Below are 17780 nucleotides of genomic sequence, written 5' to 3' on the forward strand. Positions count from 1 at the left end.
GCGGAGCATATGGCGTTTTTTGCGCGAGGGAAGGCGGCGCGCGTCATTTTGCGGTCTCCGGGCGTCATTTCTGAGCGCATTTGCTCAAAACTGGCGCCCCTTTGGCGGCGTCACGGCGATCTAATGGGTCGGTGCCGGAGACTCGCCCGCAGTCGCAGCCAGCCAGCGCAGGATGTCGGCCCGGTCTTCGTCCAGTTTCGGGGCGGGCCTGCGGGTCGTTGCATCGGGCAGCTCGGAGAGTTTGACCGGATTGCCTGCGGCCTTGAACCTCGGTGTGCCGTCCTTGTCGCAGACATCCACCAGCATATTGCGCGCCAGGATCTGCGGGTCCTGCATTACCTCGGCCACCGATTGGATCGGGCCGGTGGGCACACCTGCGCGCTGAAGCAGGTCGATCCAGTGGCTCGCCGGCTGATCCAGCGTGACCGCCTCGATCAACCGTTTGAGGAGACGGGCATTTTCACAGCGCGACTGATTGTCGGCAAAGCGCGGATCATTGGCCAGCGGCAGTTCCAGCGCGGTGCAGAGGGTGGCAAAGAGCGCGTCATTCCCGGCAGCAATCACGAACAAACCGTCGCTGGCGTGAAAGGTCTCAAACGGGGTGATCGACGGATGGCGGGCGCCCGAAGGACGCGGCGGCTGACCCGTTACGGAGGTGATCGCCACTGCATGTTCCAGCAGCGCAAGCTGGCTGTCGAGCATCGAGATATCCACTTTCTGCCCCGGCGCGCCGCCGCGCACCGCATAAAGCGCGGCCAGAACCCCCTGACAGAGAAACATGCCAGCCGCGATATCCCCGATGGAGGCGCCGACGCGAACCGGTTCGCGGTCGCGCTCGCCGGTGATCGACATCACCCCCCCGCGCGCCTGCACCACCATGTCATAGGCTGGGCGCAGCCGGTCCGGCCCGCTATGACCAAAGCCCGAGACGGCGCCATAAACCAGCTTGGGAAACCGGGTGTGCAACGCCTCCCAGCCGTAGCCCAGCCGCTCCATCACGCCGGGGCGAAAGTTCTCGAGGATCACATCGGCCTCGTTCAGCAGCTGATCGAAGATACCGCGATCTTCCTCGGCGCGCAGGTCCAGCGCGATGCTTTCCTTGCCATGGTTGATGGTGGCAAAATAGGCGCTTTCGCCGTCCTTGAAGGGCGGGAATGCACGGGTATCATCACCCAGGCCCGGTCGCTCCACCTTGATGACCCTTGCGCCGAGATCCTTGAGCGTCATCGAGGCATAGGGACCTGCCAGAACATGGGTGAGGTCAAGAACAACAATGCCGGATAGCGGGTAAATCATCGGGGTCTCCTGTCTGCTCTGTCCGCGCGCCCTTGGTGGCGGATTGGCGGCGGGCCTGCCTTGATACAGATCAGCCGGGCGACGGGTGTGCGGATGCGCAGGCGGGGCGTAGAGCCACGCCAAGGGCCGTTCGTCACCGGCAAGAGAAACCCGCGCAATTCTTCCGATTTTCCGGTTCGGCCTCTTTTCCCCCTTCGGCTTCTGTGCCATAGGGTCATCGCCAAACGGGGTTATGCATGGGGATGACAAATGCAGATTCGTGAGGCTCTCACATTCGACGATGTTCTTCTGGTACCGGCTGCGTCCAGCGTTCTGCCGAGCACTGCGGATACCCGCACGCGGGTGACCGGTGGCATCTCCCTTAACATACCGCTGCTCAGCTCTGCCATGGATACGGTGACGGAGTCGCGTATGGCCATCGCCATGGCGCAGGCCGGCGGCATGGGTGTCATTCACAAGAATCTCGACCTCGAAGAGCAGGCCCGCCAGGTGCGCCGCGTGAAACGCTTCGAGAGCGGCATCGTCTACAACCCGATCACCCTGACCGCCGATCAGACCCTGGCGGATGCCAAGGCTCTGCAGGAGCGCTACCGCGTCACCGGTTTCCCGGTTGTGGACAATGACGGCCGTGTGGTTGGCATCGTGACCAACCGCGATATGCGCTTTGCCACTGACGACAATACGCCGGTTTCGGTGATGATGACTTCTGACAATCTCGCGCTGCTGCATGAGCCGGCCGAGCTGGAAGAGGCCAAGTCGATGATGAAGGCGCGTCGCATCGAAAAGTTGCTGGTCACCGATAAGGCTGGCAAGCTGACAGGTCTGCTGACACTCAAGGATACTGAACAGGCGGTTTTGAACCCCACCGCCTGCAAGGATGATCTGGGGCGCCTGCGTGTGGCGGCGGCCAGCTCGGTCGGCGACAGCGGCTTTGCCCGTTCCGAGGCGCTGATTGATGCAGGTGTTGATATCGTCGTTGTGGATACGGCCCATGGCCATTCGGCAGGCGTCATCGACGCGGTGAAGCGGATCAAGGCGCTGTCCTCCAAGGTGCAGGTCGTGGCAGGCAACGTCGCCACAGCCGCCGCAACCAAGGCGCTGATTGATGCTGGTGCGGATGCCGTGAAGGTCGGCATTGGTCCCGGCTCCATCTGCACCACACGTATGGTGGCGGGTGTCGGGGTGCCGCAGCTGACCGCGATCATGGATTGCGCAGGCGCTGCCGGTGATATTCCGATCATTGCCGACGGTGGCATCAAATTCTCCGGCGATTTTGCCAAGGCGATCGCGGCAGGGGCGTCCTGCGCGATGGTCGGTTCGATGATTGCGGGCACGGATGAGTCCCCCGGTGAGGTGATCCTGTATCAGGGGCGCTCGTTCAAATCCTATCGCGGGATGGGTTCGCTTGGCGCAATGGCGCGGGGGTCTGCGGATCGCTACTTCCAGAAGGATGCGGCCAGCGACAAGCTGGTGCCGGAGGGCATCGAAGGGCAGGTGGCCTATAAAGGCTCGGCCGGCGCGGTGATCCATCAGCTGGTTGGCGGGTTGCGGGCCGCCATGGGCTACACCGGCTGTGCCACGGTCGACGAGATGCGCAAGAACTGCGAATTTGTTCGCATCACCGGCGCTGGTCTGAAGGAAAGCCACGTTCATGACGTGCAGATCACCCGCGAAAGCCCGAACTACCGTATTGGCTGAGCCAGCCAGGGAGATCCCCCGATGACCATCGTCGCCATGACCAACCGCCATCACCCAGAGGTCGGGGTATGACCCCGGCTGCCCGCCGTCAGGCCGCGATTGAGATCCTTGATCAGATCCTGACGGGACAGCCTGCCGAGAAGGAGCTGACGGCCTGGGCGCGGCGGAGCCGGTTTGCGGGGTCCAAGGACCGGGCAGCTGTGCGGGATCATGTTTTTGACGCGCTGCGCAGCCTGCGATCCTATGCAGCCCTTGGTGGTGGCGGTGGTGCTGCACCCGTCTCTGACGGCAATACGACCGGTCGACAGCTGATGCTGGGGGCTCTACGCGCAGAAGAGGTTGATCCGGCCGATATCTTCACCGGCGTGGGCCACGCACCGGCGCCGCTGGACGCTGCCGAACAGGCGCTGTTGCAGACCGCGCCGCAGATGGGGCAGGCTGAAGAGCTGAACATGCCCGACTGGCTCTGGCCTGCATTTGAAGCCAGCCTTGGCAGCGCCGCCGAGACTGCGGCACGCGCATTGCAGGAGCGGGCCCCGGTGCATCTGCGCGTCAACCGCAGCCATCCTGATCAGGCCGCAGCGATTGCGCGGCTGGCGGAAGAGGGCATCCTTGCTGAACCACATCCGGCGGCGGCCACGGCCCTCTGTGTGACCGAAGGCGCTCGCAAGCTGCGCAACAGCGATGCCTACACAAACGGATTGGTCGAGTTACAGGACGCTGCCAGCCAGGCGGTGATCGAAGCACTGCCGCTGGCGGATGGCCTGCGCGTCCTTGATTTCTGCGCAGGCGGCGGCGGCAAGAGCCTGGCCATGGCGGCCCGGGCCAGTCTGGATGTCTTTGCCCATGACATCGCGCCTCAGCGGATGAAGGATCTCCCGACCCGTGCTGCGCGTGCCGGAGCCGCCATCACGTTGCTCGCGCCCGGTGACGTGGAAGCCCGCGCGCCCTTTGATCTGGTGCTCTGCGACGCGCCCTGTTCCGGCTCCGGCTCATGGCGGCGTGCGCCCGAGGGCAAGTGGCGGCTCACGCAGGAGAAACTGGATGAGCTCTGCGGGATCCAGGCGCAGATCCTCAGCGATGCCAGCCAGTTGGTCGGCGCTGGCGGTGTGCTGGCCTATGCGACCTGCTCGATGCTGGATGTGGAAAACCGCGCGCAGGTGGATCGGTTTCTAGCCGAGAATCCGGGTTGGCAGTTGCAACAGGATCACGGCTGGCAGGTCCACAATGGAACCGACGGTTTCTATGTTGCCGTGATGGTCCGTTTGGGCGACGATTGACCAGGCTATATGCAAGCCATACGCTGCATTCTTAACGCAGTTTTAACTTAATTCGTCTCGATATAAGCAGATCAATTCATCGAGGGAGCCGCAATGAACGGTCGCCAAGCTTCACCCGTTCCCCAATTGCGCGTCTACACGCCAGAACACGCTCGTCTGGCGGCGGTCTTGCTGTTGTCGGCCATGGTCATCACGGCGCCCTGGCTGCTACAGACCCCGGACTGGATCACCCGCGGGCTGGTCACGGTTGGCCTGACGCTGATTGCGGTGGCCCTGATGATGCTGATACAGGCCCGCACACGTCTGCGCGCACGGGCGGTGGCGACAGCGCTTCTTACCGGCTTTATCGACAAGGATGCGACCGCAACCTTCGTTTGTGACGATGACGGTATGATCCATGCTTCGAACGGGGCCGCGCGCAAGCGTTTTGCCGATGTTGATACCGAAACGCTGGCAGGGACGCTGCGATCCATCCTGGCCAATCCTTCGGCCGTGCTCTTTCGGATGCAGAGCCGCGCGCGTGTCGATGGCGCGGCGCGCGAGGATATCGTGACGCGACGCGGCCATGTGCGGCTGGCGGTCCATCAGATGCAGGGCGGCAGCTTCCTGTGGCGGGTCGAAGAAATCACCGATCGTCCAACAACCAGCCGTGGCGCCGATGCGGTGCCGATCCCGATGCTGACCATTGGCCGGACCGGCGCCGTCCTGTTCATGAACGAAGCCGCGCGCAGCCTGATCGGGGAACGGGTCAAATCCACTGATCGTCTCTTCCCCTCGCTGCCGGTGCTGTCCGGGCAGATCAACACGATGAGCACCAAAAGCGGGCTGATCGAGGTTCTGGTCTGCGAGAAGAACCGCAGCCAGGGGCGGAGCGAACTGTATTTTCTGCAGCTGGATGCCAGCGAAGCCTCAGTCGGTCAGGCCTCGCTCGAGAGCTTGCCGGTGCCCTTCGTCAAGGTGGATCCCAAGGGAACATTGCTTTCGGCGAATAAAATGGGGATGCACCTGCTTGGTATCAGCTCCTGCGGCAACCTGAATATCGGCCAGCTGATGGATGGACTTGGCCGTCCGATGTCGGACTGGCTGCGCGATACCGCCGAGGGCCAGGCCTCGCATAAATCCGAATTCCTGCGTCTCACCCGCCGTGACAAGGAAGTCTTTGTTCAGGTGACACTCACCCGTGTGATCGAAGAGGGTGAGACCGTTCTGATTGCGGTCTTGAACGATGCCACCGAGCTGAAGACGCTTGAGGCGCAGTTCGTTCAAAGCCAGAAGATGCAGGCGATTGGTCAGTTGGCCGGCGGTGTGGCGCATGATTTCAACAACCTGCTGACAGCCATCTCCGGGCATTGCGACCTGCTGCTGCTGCGGCACGATCAGGGCGACCAGGATTTCGGCGACCTGATCCAGATCCACGAGAATGCCAACCGCGCGGCCGCTCTGGTCAGCCAGCTCCTGGCCTTCTCACGCAAGCAGACGCTGCAGCCCGAAGTGCTGGATGTTCGCGATACCCTGTCGGATCTGACCCATCTTCTGAATCGCTTGGTTGGTGAGAAGGTGACATTGACGCTCAGCCATGATCCGGTGATGCGGTCGATCCGCGCGGACAAACGGCAGCTGGAGCAGGTGCTGATGAACCTGGTGGTGAACGCACGTGATGCGATGCCACAGGGCGGCGAGATCCGTATCGAGACCGAAGCGGTGGTTCTGGATGAACCGCTGGAGCGCAACCGTGCGGTGGTCCCCGCCGGTGACTGGGTCACTGTCAAAGTCTCCGACGAGGGGGTCGGTATCGCGCCGGATAAGCTGCAGAAGGTGTTCGAGCCGTTTTATACCACCAAACGGACAGGTGAGGGGACCGGTCTGGGTCTCTCAACCGCCTATGGGATTATCAAACAGACGGGCGGCTACATCTTTGTCGACTCGATCAAGGATCAGGGGACTCAGTTCACTCTGTTCTTCCCTGTCAACACGCAGCCCGAACCAGAAGCCACAGTCACCGTGAACCCAGCTGCCAAACCGGTTGCGGCACAGCACGGCGAGGGGGTTGTTCTGCTGGTCGAAGACGAAGCGCCGGTGCGGGCCTTTGCCTCGCGGGCTCTGCGGATGCGCGGCTATACGGTTCTCGAAGCCGAATCCGCTGAGGACGCGCTGCGCACGCTCGAAGATCCGGGTCTGACCGTTGATGTCTTTGTCACCGATGTGGTGATGCCGGGAATGGATGGGCCGAGTTGGGTGCGTGAGGCGCTGAAGACACGGCCCGACACCCGCGTCGTCTTTGTCTCGGGCTACGCCGAGGGGGCCTTTGGCGAGGCAGAGCCATCGGTGCCGAACTCGGTGTTCCTGCCCAAACCCTTCTCGCTGAACCAGCTGACCGAAACCGTCCATGAGCAGCTACACTAGGCAGTCCCCCCGGAGCGGCCCGGGGTGGCGTCTGCCGCCCCTCTTGGCCGGTCGCCAGCGTGTCTCTTAGGTCAGGCTGTCATAAAGGTCGAACTCCGCCGCGCGTTTACGTCGGACAATCTCCAGCGCTGCCTCGCTTGGGCGTAACTGCGCTTTCGGGCTGACATTCAGTCTGGGCGGGTCGATGCGGGTCTGTAGCCGCTCCTGTAGAAATGACTGCAGAGTCTCTGGGGCCTCGTAGCGAAACAGATGAGTGACCGCGCAGCCATTGGGCTGCGGCTCGAGGAATTTCGCCTGGCTGCCGACGTCGGCATGGGGTGGCGGCTTGCCCTTGCAGGCGTCTCGCAGAAAATCGTCAAAACTGATGGTTTGGGTGCTGTTGGGATGATCGCGCAGATCGTCGCGCTGACGAAACCGGTACCAGCTGCCCAGCCAGCTGACAGGTTCACGCATGACGGCAATCAGCTCCATCTCCGCGTCACAGACCTTTGCCAGCATCGGGCGAATCCAGCGATTGTAGCGATAGACCGGCGCATGTTTCAGCTGCGGCGGATTGGCAAACACCATGTCGGCACGGCTGGCCAGAGCGGCGTGATAGGCGGTTGTCCCGGTTTTGGGCACGCTCAGCAGAGCCAGCCGTTCCTTGAAAAAGATGAGCATAGCGTGAAATTTCCGCAGCAAATGATCGGTGTCTCCCTTGGATAACACTCTCTTAACCCTCTTGGCCACCAGATCGGTATGGGAGTGATCATGTAAGATTTCCGTTGCAATGTTCTCTTTTTGATCTCATATAGAACAAGAGGCGAACAAAGCAGTGATTGCCGCCCGGTCGCGGGTGTGACACATAGAAAGGGACAAGGGACTATGGCGGATCTTTTGACCATGAAAGACAATAAGAAGAGCGGCGACAAACAAAAGGCGCTGGACAGCGCTCTGGCGCAGATTGAGCGGCAGTTTGGCAAGGGCTCGATCATGAAGCTGGGCGATGGTAATCCCCTGGCCGAGATTGAAGCCTCTTCAACGGGATCGTTGGGGCTGGACATTGCGCTTGGCATTGGCGGTCTGCCGATGGGCCGCATTATCGAGATTTACGGTCCCGAAAGCTCGGGCAAGACAACACTGACTCTGCACTGCATTGCAGAGCAGCAGAAGAACGGTGGCGTCTGCGCCTTTGTGGATGCGGAACATGCGCTGGACCCGCAATATGCGGCGAAACTGGGCGTTGACCTTGATGAGCTGCTGATCTCGCAGCCCGACACCGGCGAACAGGCCCTGGAAATCACGGACACTCTGGTGCGGTCCGGCGCGGTGAACATGGTGATCGTGGACTCCGTGGCAGCCCTCACTCCGAAATCGGAGCTGGAAGGCGACATGGGCGACAGCAATGTGGGCGTCCAGGCTCGCCTGATGAGCCAGGCGATGCGCAAGCTGACCGGCTCCATCAGCCGCTCCAAATGTATGGTGATCTTCATCAACCAGATCCGCATGAAGATCGGTGTGATGTTCGGCTCGCCGGAAACTACGACCGGTGGTAACGCACTGAAATTCTACTCCTCGGTGCGTCTGGACATCCGCCGCATCGGCGCGATCAAGGACCGTGACGAGGTGGTCGGCAACGCAACCCGCGTCAAGGTCGTGAAGAACAAGGTGGCGCCTCCGTTCAAACAGGTTGAATTCGACATCATGTATGGCGAAGGCATCTCCAAGATGGGCGAACTGCTGGATCTGGGCGTAGCGGCTGGTGTTGTCGCGAAATCCGGAGCCTGGTTCTCCTATGGCGATGAACGGATCGGGCAGGGGCGTGAAAACGCCAAGACATACCTGCGGGAGAACCCCCATATCGCCTATGATATCGAGGATAAGATCCGCGCTGCGCACGGGCTGGAGTTCCACCGTCCTGACGGCGCCGATGACGATATTCTGGAAGCCTGACACAAGGCTGATGACGCCTCTTGCCGGGTGATGCAAAGGGCAGCGGTTGCTCGATAAACACCGGCGCAGGCTGAAAAATCTGATCAAATCAGGGCGTGGATCACTCCGCGCCCTTTTTCATGCGGGTTTCACGGCGCCTTTCCGCACCGCAGCGCTGGACAGGCTCACTGGGGCCGGATACATCTTCCCGAACCGCTGAGACAGCCAGCCGAGAGATCCCGATTATGCCGACGCTCAATGATATTCGCTCCACCTTCCTGAACTACTTTGCCAAACAGGGGCATGAGGTGGTTGACTCCAGCCCTCTGGTGCCGCGCAACGACCCGACCCTGATGTTCACCAACTCGGGCATGGTGCAGTTCAAGAACTGCTTTACCGGCGTGGAAACCCGCGACTACAAGCGCGCCACCACAGCGCAGAAATGCGTGCGCGCCGGCGGCAAGCACAACGACCTCGACAACGTCGGGTATACCGCGCGCCACCACACGTTTTTCGAGATGCTCGGCAACTTCTCCTTTGGCGACTATTTCAAGCATGAAGCGATCCCCTTTGCCTGGGAGCTGATCACCAAGGAATTCGATATTCCGAAGGACCGGCTCTACACCACCGTCTATCACACCGATGACGAAGCCTTTGAGATCTGGAAAAAGATGGGTGTGCCGGAGGAGCGGATCATCCGCATCGCGACCTCTGACAACTTCTGGCAGATGGGCGACACCGGTCCCTGCGGTCCCTGCACCGAGATCTTCTACGACCACGGCGACCACATCTGGGGCGGCCCTCCGGGCTCGCCGGAGGAAGACGGTGATCGTTTCATCGAGATCTGGAATCTCGTTTTCATGCAGAACGAGAAATTTGCCGATGGCTCAATGGTCGATCTTGAGATGCAGTCCATCGACACCGGTATGGGTTTGGAGCGGATCGCGGCGTTGCTGCAGGGCACCCATGACAACTATGAAACGGATCTGTTCAAGTCGCTGATCGAGGCGTCCGCGAACGCGACGAACACCGACCCATTCGGGGATCACAACGTGCATCACCGGGTGATCGCGGACCACCTGCGCTCCTGCTCCTTCCTGATTGCCGAAGGCGTGCTTCCGTCGAACGAAGGTCGCGGCTATGTGCTGCGCCGGATCATGCGCCGGGCGATGCGTCATGCCTCGCTTCTGGGCGCCACCGATCCGGTGATGCACAAGCTGGTGCCGTCGCTGGTGCAGAAGATGGGTGCCGCCTATCCTGAGCTTGGCCAGGGCCAGGCGCTGATCGAAGAGACCTTCGAGCAGGAGGAAACCCGCTTCCTCAAAACGCTGGACCGTGGCCTGAAACTGCTGGACGAAGCCTCCGTCGATCTGGGCAAGGGCGACGTCCTACCGGGTGAGACTGCGTTCAAGCTCTATGACACTTACGGTTTCCCGCTCGACCTCACTCAGGACGCCCTGCGCGCCAAGGAGATCGAGGTCGATACCGATGGCTTCGATGCGGCGATGAAGGAGCAGAAGGAGAAATCCCGTGCTGGCGGCATCGGTCTTGGCGAAGCGGCGGATGTGAAGGTCTACTTCGACATTGTTGACGCGGTCGGTACAACTGACTTCCTCGGCTATGAAACCGAGAAAGCCGAGGGCCAGATCATGGCCATGGTCAAGGACGGTGCTCAGCTCCAAACCGCGGCTAAGGGCGACACGGTGCAGATCATCCTGAACCAGACGCCGTTCTACGGTGAAAGCGGCGGTCAGGTTGGCGACAGTGGCGTCCTGACCGTTGAGGGCGGTGCAGCCCGCATCACCGACACCAAGAAAGTTGAGGGGCTGTTCCTGCACATCGCCGAGGTGACCGAGGGCGACATCGCCGTCGGGCAGGGTGCTGCGATGGAAGTGGATCACGACCGCCGCAGCAAGATCCGCGCCAACCACTCGGCCACCCACCTGCTGCACGAGGCGCTGCGCAACGCGCTTGGCGAGCATGTCGCGCAGAAGGGCTCGCTCAATGCTGCGGACCGGCTGCGCTTCGACTTCAGCCATAACAAGGCGATGAGCGCAGAGGAACTGACCAAGGTTGGCGCCGAGGTGAACGATTTCATTCGTCAGAACACGCCGGTTTCGACCCGGATCATGACCCCGGATGATGCGCGCGCGCTGGGTGCTCAGGCGCTGTTTGGCGAGAAATACGGCGAAGAGGTCCGCGTTGTCTCCATGGGCCGCGCAGCGACGGGTAAGGGTCAGGACGGCGATACCTATTCGATTGAGCTGTGCGGCGGCACCCATGTGAAGCAGACCGGTGACATCGGCACCTTTGTCATTCTGGGCGATAGCGCCTCCTCAGCCGGCGTGCGCCGGATCGAGGCGCTGACCGGTGCGGCAGCGGTGCAGCATCTGGAGCGTGAAGCAGGCCGTATGGCCGAGGTTGCAGGCGTCCTGAAGGCCCAGCCGGCCGAAGTCATGGACCGCCTGAAAGCCTTGATGGATGAGCGCAAGGCGTTGCAGAACGAGGTGTCCCAGCTGAAACAGCAGGTCGCCATGGGCGGCGGCGCGGCAGGCGGATCCGCAACCAAGGAAATCGGCGGTAAAACCTTCCTCGGGCAGGCGCTGGAAGGCGTCTCTGGCAAGGATCTTCGCGGGTTGATAGATGCCCACAAGCAAAAGATCGGCTCAGGCGTGATCCTGTTGATTGCCAATGATGACGGCAAGGTCGCGGTCGCCGCGGGTGTCACCGACGATCTGACCGGCGAGATCTCTGCCGTAGATGTGCTGAAAGCGGCGGTTCCGGCTGTTGGCGGGAAGGGCGGCGGTGGTCGTCCCGATATGGCGCAGGGCGGCGGCAAGGATTTCTCCGGCGCCGAAGAGGCGATCAAGGCGGCCGAGGCTTTGCTAGCAGGCTGACCAAGCGGTCAAAAAAACCTTGGTCTTTCCGGTAATCTGCCTAAGCTGCCGGGAAGATCATCACCAAAGGAGGCTCAGATGCCCGCACTCTGGATTGCGCATGTTACCGTCACCGATGCCGAGGCCTACGGCAAATACGCCGAGCTGGCGGGACCGGCCGTTGCCAAACACGGAGGGCAGTTTATTGCCCGTGGCGGTCGGTTTGTACAGCTGGAAGGCAAGGAACGCCCGCGCAATGTGGTAGCCCGCTTTCCCAGCGTCGATGCGGCGGTGGATTGCTACAACAGCCCAGAATACCAGGAGGCGCTGAGCCATGCGCGCGACGCCTCCGAGCGGGAGCTGATGGTGGTCGAAATCACCGAATGAGCGCGACATGGCTGCGCGTCGGATCCCCTAAGGGACGATGCCGCCAGGAACGATGAAAGAGCGGCTTCTGGCCGCTCTTTTTTCATTTGCGCCAGCCCGGCCGGTCGATCAATAGGGATCGCGTGGCGCGCGGTTGTCCGACAGTGACGGCTGGCGCTGCTGAACAAGCTGCTCAATCGCCTCGGCCAGATGGATCTCCTGAATATGGGCGTCCCCTGCAGCCACCCGGACACGATGCGCGGTGATCATCACATCGGCGTGGGAGCATCCCATTGGCGGTTCGAATTTATAGCAGGCAAGCTCGATCAGAAGCCCCATCGGGTCCTTGAAGTAGATCGAATCCATAAATCCCCGATCCTTTGGTCCTGAATGCCCGATGCCGCGTTCGTCCAGCCGCTCGACCGCCTGGGCAAATGTCGCCTTTGAGACGTTGAAAGCCAGATGATGGACGCATCCCGGCTCCGTCGGGGTGCGGCGACGGTCAGCTGTACGGCGCTTGTTGGTGAAGACGGTGATCAGGCGCCCATCGCCGGGATCAAAATAGAGATGCCCCTCGTCCGGGTCATCCAGATTGGGCTGGTCAAAGATGAAGGGCATCCCAAGGACACCTTCCCAGAAATCAATGGATGTCTGCCGGTCAGCGCCGGTCAAGGTGATGTGGTGGACGCCTTGAACCTGTAGCTTGCGCATGCTGTCTCTCCCTGGTTAAACGCCTGATTTTGCAAAGGGTAGCACGCAGGCGGCAGATAGCAAAAAGGCCGCCCATATTGCCGGGCGGCCTTTGTTTTTTCCAGCTGAACCGTCAGGATCAGGCGTTGGCGCGAGCCATCCGCTTGCGCTCATGCGGATCCAGGTAGCGCTTGCGCAGACGCACGGAGTTCGGGGTTACCTCTACCAGCTCGTCATCGTCGATATAGGCAATCGCCTCTTCCAACGAGAGCTTCATCGGCGTGGTCAGACGTACGGCATCATCGGTGCCGGAGGCGCGGACGTTGGTCAGCTTCTTGCCCTTCAGCGGGTTCACTTCCAGATCATTGTCGCGGCTGTGCTCGCCGATGATCATGCCGGTGTAGACGTCTTCCTGTGCGCCGATCATCATCTTGCCGCGCTCTTCGAGGTTCCACAGGGCGTAGGCCACCGAGGTGCCGTTCTCCATGGAGATCAGAACACCAGCGCGACGGCCGGGAATGGACCCTTTGTGCGGGGTCCAGCCGTGGAACACACGGTTCAGAACGCCGGTGCCGCGGGTGTCGGTCAGAAACTCGCCGTGATAGCCGATCAGACCGCGGGAGGGGACATGCGCGATGATGCGGGTCTTGCCAGCGCCTGCGGGCTTCATCTCGACCAGTTCACCTTTGCGGTGGCCGGTGAGTTTCTCGATCACAACGCCGGAGTATTCATCGTCAACGTCGATGGTGGCCTCTTCGACGGGCTCCATGCGAACGCCGTCTTCTTCCTTGAACAGCACCTGCGGGCGCGAGATCGACAGCTCGAAGCCTTCGCGGCGCATGTTTTCGATCAGAACACCCATCTGAAGTTCGCCGCGACCGGCCACCTCAAACGCTTCACCACCGGGGGTGTCGGAGATCTGGATCGCGACGTTGGATTCTGCTTCCTTCATCAGGCGATCACGGATCACACGGGACTGAACCTTTTTGCCATCGCGACCGGCCAGTGGGCTGTCGTTGATGCCAAAGGTCACGGTGATGGTCGGCGGGTCAATCGGCTGGGCGGGCAGCGCTTCGGTCACCGAGGTATCCACCAGCGAGTCGGCCACGGTGGCCTTGGTCATCCCCGCGATGGAGACGATATCGCCGGCCTCCGCCACGTCGATGGCCTGCTGACCGAGGCCACGGAACGCCAGAACTTTTGTGCAGCGGAAATTCTCGATCAGCTCACCGTCACGGCTCAGCGCCTTGAGGCTGTCGCCAGCCTTCAGGGTGCCGGATTCAACGCGACCGGTCAGAATACGGCCCATGAAAGGATCCGCGCCCAGCGTGGTTGCCAGCATACGGAAAGGCTCGCCTTTTTGCTCGATCTGCTTTGGGGCGGGGACGTGTTTGACGATCAGGTCAAACAGCGCAGAAAGATCCTTGCGCGGGCCGTCCAGCTCCATGTCGGCCCAACCGGCGCGACCGGAGGCATACATGGACGGGAAATCCAGCTGATCATCATCTGCACCAAGGTTGGCAAAGAGGTCGAAACACTGATCCAGCGCGCGGTCAGGCTCGCCGTCGGGCTTGTCGACCTTGTTCACAACCACGATCGGGCGCAGACCAAGGGCCAGCGCCTTGGAGGTCACGAATTTGGTCTGCGGCATCGGGCCTTCGGCGGCGTCAACCAGCAGCACCACCCCGTCGACCATCGACAGGATCCGCTCGACCTCGCCGCCGAAATCGGCGTGGCCGGGAGTGTCGACGATGTTGATCCGGGTGCCATTCCACTCCACCGAAGTGGCCTTGGCCAGAATTGTGATGCCCCGCTCGCGTTCCAGATCGTTGCTGTCCATGGCGCGTTCCGCCACAGCCTGGTTTTCGCGGAAGGCGCCGGATTGTTTCAGAAGCTCATCAACCAGGGTGGTTTTCCCGTGGTCCACGTGAGCAATGATCGCAATGTTGCGCAGGTCCATGACGTCAGCCTTTGTAAGGAAGTTGACGCGCGCATAGCGTGATCGTTGGCCAAAGACCAGAGGAAATACATCTTTTTGCGCGCGCAGGGGCGATCCGGTGGGTCGTCCGGCGGTGTGCGGCCATTCGGTGACGCGCCGGTTGCGCCGTCAGTGGCCGGTTGTGCTGGAGAACAGATGGATCACCAGAATCCCGGCAAGGATCAACAACAGCCCCAGAACCGCTGGCAAATCAAGCCGTTGGCCAAAGACGACCCAGCCAATGATGGCGATGAGGAAAATCCCGAGGCCGGACCAGATCGCGTAGACAATCCCGACCGGCATGTGGCGCAGCGTCAGGGCCATCAGATAGAAGGCCAGCCCGTAGCCGACCACCACCAGCAGTGACGGGCCAAGCCGGGTGAATTGCTGACTGGCCTGTAGCGCAGTGGTGCCAATGGTCTCTGCCGCAACCGCCAGCACAAGATAGAGATAATGGAGTGGCATGATCAGGCCTCCGCTGAGGATGGGCTGCGCGCGGAACCAGCCCGCGCAGCGCCGGGGTCAGGCGCTGGTATTTTCGGCAAACCAGGGAGCGACAGCGGCGCGCACATGATCCCAGACCGCCGGTGCCCCACGGGCGACCTTGTGGCCGACACGGGCCTCCAGCTGCTCCAGCGTGACATTATACGCGCGCCAGCTGCCGCCGCCTGACATCAGGTTCAGCAGCACAGGCTGTACCCGGTCAATCGCCTTGGCATAGATCGCTTCGGGGCTTTCGGCGGCTTCGAATTCCGTCCAGACACGGTGAAAGACCTCGCCCTGCGCGGCGGGCAACAGGCCGAAAATCCGTTCTGCGGCGGCTTGTTCATTGGCGGCAATCGCGGCCTGTTCAGCCTCCGACAGGGTTGCGTGGATCGGCACATCGCCCGCGTCGATCTCCACGATGTCATGCAGCATCAGCATCTGCAGTACCCTGGCCATGTCGACGGGCGCGTGGCTGTGCTGGGCCAGCACCCAGGCATAGAGCATGATATGCCAGCTGTGCTCGGCCGAGTTTTCGCGGCGGCTGCCATCGGCAAGCGTCGTTGCCCGCAGGACCGTCTTCAGCCCGTCGACCTCATTTAGGAAGCTGAGAGGTGCGGTGAGCGCATCCTGTGGCTGCAAGCCTTCCAGGCGGGCAACGGCGTGGTGAAATACCTCGGGAAAGGCGTCCTGCAGGGCCGCAGCGCGTCCGCCAAAGAGATTGCCGCGCACCACCTCGATATGTGCCGCAGGCACGTCTTCGTTGTAGAGCGTCTGGAAAATCGGCTGGCAGTGGTCAATCCGCTTTGCCCATTGGGCGTCAGGTGTCTGGCTGGCCTCGAACTCGCGCCAGAGCCCATGCAGAAAAGCTGATTGATCGGCTGGCAGGAGCGAGAACAGCCGGGTTGCGGCCACCGCTTCGGCGCTGGCAACCGCCTCCCAGTCGACATCCCCATCAATCGGGTGATCGCCTGCGTCAATCTCGACGAGATCATGCAGTAAAAGCATCTGTACGACCCGTTCAACCGAGACATCAGCAGGCGCAAACGGGGCCAGCACCAGCGCATAAACCGCCAGGTGCCAACTGTGTTCGGCGGAGTTTTCGCAGCGTGAGCCATCCAGGATCAGGTTCTGACGCTCCACGCGGCGCAGCTTGTCCGCCTCCAGCAAGAAACGGAACTGGCTGGCAAGCCGCGTCGATTGGTCAGTCATTCTCTGGGGCCCTGGATGCGATCTTGGCCTTGGCGGCGCTGATCTTGCTGTTGAGAAAGGCACGCGCTTTGCGCTCGGCAAGGCGGACCCGCATTTCAGTGAGGAAGGCTTCCTCAAGCGACTGAGACGCTGCCCCCAGAACCTCGCTCACCTCCATGTAAAGGCGCTCTTCGCCAGTGGCGTCCTGAACCTTCAGCGTGTCGGCGGCCAGTTTCTGGGCCAGCGTCTCGATCGTGCTCATCAGCGGGAGCTTTCTGTCAGCCGCCGTTTCACATAGTCGGAGACATTGCTGATCATCGGATCCATATAGGGGTCCTGGAAGAAGTGATCGGCGCCTTCAACTTCGGTATGGGTTATGGTGATCCCCTTCTGCTCGTGCAGCTTGTTCACCAGGTTTACCGTATCGGCGGGCGGCGCCACGCGGTCTGCGGTGCCATTGATGATCAGACCCGAGGAGGGGCAGGGCGCCAGAAACGAGAAGTCATACATATTGGCTGGCGGTGCCACCGAGATGAAGCCGGTGATTTCCGGGCGGCGCATCAACAGCTGCATACCGATCCAGGCCCCAAAGGAAAAACCGGCGACCCAGCAATGTTTGGAGTTGTTGTTCATCGACTGGAGGTAATCCAGCGCCGATGCCGCGTCGGACAATTCGCCAACACCCTGATCATATTCGCCCTGCGACCGGCCAACGCCGCGGAAATTGAACCGCAGAACCGTAAAGCCCATGTTGTAGAACGCATAATGCAGATTGTAGACGACCTTGTTGTTCATCGTGCCGCCGAACTGCGGATGCGGATGCAGAACGATGGCAATCGGGGCGTCTTTTTCTTTTTGCGGGTGATAGCGGCCTTCCAGGCGGCCTTCGGGTCCGGGAAAAATGACCTCAGGCATGGGTGGGTGGATCCTACTCTTATTTTCGGGGATGCCGACTGGAATACTTGACGAATTCCGTAAGGCACCTTAGAACGGTTCTAATTGATGGCAGAGGTCAAGTTTCGCTGCCGTCTCGCTGAGATACGCATTGCAGCGTTCAAGGTCAATCTTTTCGCTGTGCCGCCAGGGTCGGAGGATTTGAAAATATGAAACTTTCGACCAAGGGACGCTATGCAATGGTGGCGCTGGCGGATATCGCCTTGCAGCCGGAGGGCAGTCTGGTGGTGTTGGGCGATATCTCCAAACGTCAGGATATTTCGCTGCCCTATCTGGAGCAGCTGTTTGTGAAGCTGCGTCGGAGCGGGCTTGTGGTCTCTGTGCGCGGTCCGGGTGGGGGCTACCGTCTTGCGCATCCGCCCTCTGACATTCGCATCGTCGATGTGCTGAGCGCAGTTGATGAAACGGTTGATGCGATGCACAAGGGCGCAGGCGCATCCGGTGCCTTGTCCGGGAGTCGCGCGCAATCGCTGACCAACCGCCTCTGGGAAGGGCTGAGCGCCCATGTCTATGTGTTCCTGCATCAGACCCGCCTGTCTGACGTGATCAAGAACGATCTGGCGCCATGTCCGGCGGTGCCCAGCCTGTTTGCGGTGGTCGACGACTGACGACCCGAGATATCCGCCCCTCTAACCCCGGCGCGGCCTGCGCTGT

At 61.3% G+C, this 17780-nt stretch carries 15 protein-coding genes; 7 read left to right on the forward strand and 8 right to left on the reverse strand.

What is annotated here, in order from left to right:
* Positions 1 to 120 precede the first annotated feature (120 nt).
* The gene (locus VXL81_RS05180) at positions 121 to 1296 is read right to left on the reverse strand and encodes a CaiB/BaiF CoA transferase family protein (RefSeq protein ID WP_416553193.1); all 1176 of its coding nucleotides are present in this window, start codon (positions 1294 to 1296) and stop codon (positions 121 to 123) included.
* 249 nt (positions 1297 to 1545) lie between these two features.
* Between VXL81_RS05180 and guaB the strand changes: the two genes are divergently transcribed.
* The 3 genes from guaB to VXL81_RS05195 all read left to right on the forward strand — a co-directional run bounded on the left by guaB (position 1546) and on the right by VXL81_RS05195 (position 6677).
* The gene (gene guaB / locus VXL81_RS05185; RefSeq protein WP_340545531.1) at positions 1546 to 2994 is read left to right on the forward strand and encodes an IMP dehydrogenase; all 1449 of its coding nucleotides are present in this window, start codon (positions 1546 to 1548) and stop codon (positions 2992 to 2994) included.
* Positions 2995 to 3062: 68 nt separating this feature from the next.
* The gene (locus VXL81_RS05190; RefSeq protein WP_416553195.1) at positions 3063 to 4274 is read left to right on the forward strand and encodes an RsmB/NOP family class I SAM-dependent RNA methyltransferase; all 1212 of its coding nucleotides are present in this window, start codon (positions 3063 to 3065) and stop codon (positions 4272 to 4274) included.
* 93 nt (positions 4275 to 4367) lie between these two features.
* Positions 4368 to 6677: an ATP-binding protein gene (locus VXL81_RS05195; protein ID WP_340545533.1), complete on the forward strand. Its 2310-nt coding sequence runs from the start codon at positions 4368 to 4370 to the stop codon at positions 6675 to 6677.
* A 66-nt stretch (positions 6678 to 6743) separates the two neighbouring features.
* On the opposite strand, the gene VXL81_RS05200 is transcribed toward VXL81_RS05195, so the two are convergent.
* Entirely contained in the window at positions 6744 to 7337 is a 594-nt protein-coding gene (locus VXL81_RS05200) for a gamma-glutamyl kinase (protein ID WP_416553197.1), read from the reverse strand.
* Positions 7338 to 7541: 204 nt separating this feature from the next.
* On the opposite strand from VXL81_RS05200, the gene recA reads away from it, so the two are divergent.
* From recA to VXL81_RS05215, 3 genes are all read left to right on the forward strand, one after another.
* Positions 7542 to 8609: a recombinase RecA gene (recA, locus tag VXL81_RS05205; protein WP_340545535.1), complete on the forward strand. Its 1068-nt coding sequence runs from the start codon at positions 7542 to 7544 to the stop codon at positions 8607 to 8609.
* A gap of 224 nt (positions 8610 to 8833) precedes the next feature.
* Positions 8834 to 11485 (forward strand): alanine--tRNA ligase, encoded by a 2652-nt coding sequence (gene alaS, locus VXL81_RS05210; protein WP_416553199.1) that lies wholly within the window; start codon positions 8834 to 8836, stop codon positions 11483 to 11485.
* A 78-nt stretch (positions 11486 to 11563) separates the two neighbouring features.
* A complete protein-coding gene (locus tag VXL81_RS05215; RefSeq protein ID WP_340545537.1) occupies positions 11564 to 11851 on the forward strand; it encodes a DUF1330 domain-containing protein in 288 nt (95 codons plus the stop codon).
* A gap of 108 nt (positions 11852 to 11959) precedes the next feature.
* Here VXL81_RS05215 and VXL81_RS05220 read toward each other — a convergent pair whose 3' ends face one another.
* The 6 genes from VXL81_RS05220 to VXL81_RS05245 all read right to left on the reverse strand — a co-directional run bounded on the left by VXL81_RS05220 (position 11960) and on the right by VXL81_RS05245 (position 17087).
* Positions 11960 to 12541, reverse strand: coding sequence for a VOC family protein (locus tag VXL81_RS05220; protein ID WP_416535950.1), 582 nt, complete (start codon positions 12539 to 12541; stop codon positions 11960 to 11962).
* 118 nt (positions 12542 to 12659) lie between these two features.
* Entirely contained in the window at positions 12660 to 14480 is a 1821-nt protein-coding gene (gene typA / locus VXL81_RS05225) for a translational GTPase TypA (RefSeq protein ID WP_340545539.1), read from the reverse strand.
* 147 nt (positions 14481 to 14627) lie between these two features.
* Positions 14628 to 14963, reverse strand: a complete 336-nt coding sequence (locus VXL81_RS05230) for a DMT family transporter (RefSeq protein ID WP_340545540.1) — start codon at positions 14961 to 14963, stop codon at positions 14628 to 14630.
* Between the two features lie 57 nt (positions 14964 to 15020).
* Positions 15021 to 16193 (reverse strand): HD domain-containing protein, encoded by a 1173-nt coding sequence (locus VXL81_RS05235; protein WP_416553201.1) that lies wholly within the window; start codon positions 16191 to 16193, stop codon positions 15021 to 15023.
* Positions 16186 to 16434, reverse strand: a complete 249-nt coding sequence (locus VXL81_RS05240) for a hypothetical protein (protein WP_416535948.1) — start codon at positions 16432 to 16434, stop codon at positions 16186 to 16188. Before VXL81_RS05240 ends, VXL81_RS05235 begins: the two co-directional genes overlap by 8 nt.
* Positions 16434 to 17087, reverse strand: a complete 654-nt coding sequence (locus VXL81_RS05245; protein WP_340545543.1) for an alpha/beta hydrolase — start codon at positions 17085 to 17087, stop codon at positions 16434 to 16436. The genes VXL81_RS05240 and VXL81_RS05245 overlap by 1 nt, the downstream gene beginning before the upstream one ends.
* A 188-nt stretch (positions 17088 to 17275) precedes the next feature.
* Here VXL81_RS05245 and VXL81_RS05250 point away from each other — a divergent pair, with 188 nt between their 5' ends.
* Positions 17276 to 17734 (forward strand): Rrf2 family transcriptional regulator, encoded by a 459-nt coding sequence (locus tag VXL81_RS05250; RefSeq protein ID WP_340545544.1) that lies wholly within the window; start codon positions 17276 to 17278, stop codon positions 17732 to 17734.
* Positions 17735 to 17780: the final 46 nt, after the last annotated feature.

Source organism: Phaeobacter sp. JH204B, assembly GCF_048055755.1.
In the GTDB taxonomy this organism is placed as follows: domain Bacteria; phylum Pseudomonadota; class Alphaproteobacteria; order Rhodobacterales; family Rhodobacteraceae; genus Phaeobacter; species Phaeobacter bryozoorum.

Coding starts and splice junctions, on each gene's coding strand:
- recA (WP_340545535.1), top strand. CDS start 7,542: ATGGCGGATCTTTTGACCATGAAAGACAATAAGAAGAGCGGCGACAAA.
- VXL81_RS05245 (WP_340545543.1), bottom strand. CDS start 17,087: ATGCCTGAGGTCATTTTTCCCGGACCCGAAGGCCGCCTGGAAGGCCGC.
- VXL81_RS05250 (WP_340545544.1), top strand. CDS start 17,276: ATGAAACTTTCGACCAAGGGACGCTATGCAATGGTGGCGCTGGCGGAT.
- typA (WP_340545539.1), bottom strand. CDS start 14,480: ATGGACCTGCGCAACATTGCGATCATTGCTCACGTGGACCACGGGAAA.
- VXL81_RS05230 (WP_340545540.1), bottom strand. CDS start 14,963: ATGCCACTCCATTATCTCTATCTTGTGCTGGCGGTTGCGGCAGAGACC.
- VXL81_RS05215 (WP_340545537.1), top strand. CDS start 11,564: ATGCCCGCACTCTGGATTGCGCATGTTACCGTCACCGATGCCGAGGCC.
- VXL81_RS05240 (WP_416535948.1), bottom strand. CDS start 16,434: ATGAGCACGATCGAGACGCTGGCCCAGAAACTGGCCGCCGACACGCTG.
- VXL81_RS05235 (WP_416553201.1), bottom strand. CDS start 16,193: ATGACTGACCAATCGACGCGGCTTGCCAGCCAGTTCCGTTTCTTGCTG.
- VXL81_RS05220 (WP_416535950.1), bottom strand. CDS start 12,541: ATGCGCAAGCTACAGGTTCAAGGCGTCCACCACATCACCTTGACCGGC.
- VXL81_RS05200 (WP_416553197.1), bottom strand. CDS start 7,337: ATGCTCATCTTTTTCAAGGAACGGCTGGCTCTGCTGAGCGTGCCCAAA.
- VXL81_RS05195 (WP_340545533.1), top strand. CDS start 4,368: ATGAACGGTCGCCAAGCTTCACCCGTTCCCCAATTGCGCGTCTACACG.
- VXL81_RS05180 (WP_416553193.1), bottom strand. CDS start 1,296: ATGATTTACCCGCTATCCGGCATTGTTGTTCTTGACCTCACCCATGTT.
- VXL81_RS05190 (WP_416553195.1), top strand. CDS start 3,063: ATGACCCCGGCTGCCCGCCGTCAGGCCGCGATTGAGATCCTTGATCAG.
- alaS (WP_416553199.1), top strand. CDS start 8,834: ATGCCGACGCTCAATGATATTCGCTCCACCTTCCTGAACTACTTTGCC.
- guaB (WP_340545531.1), top strand. CDS start 1,546: ATGCAGATTCGTGAGGCTCTCACATTCGACGATGTTCTTCTGGTACCG.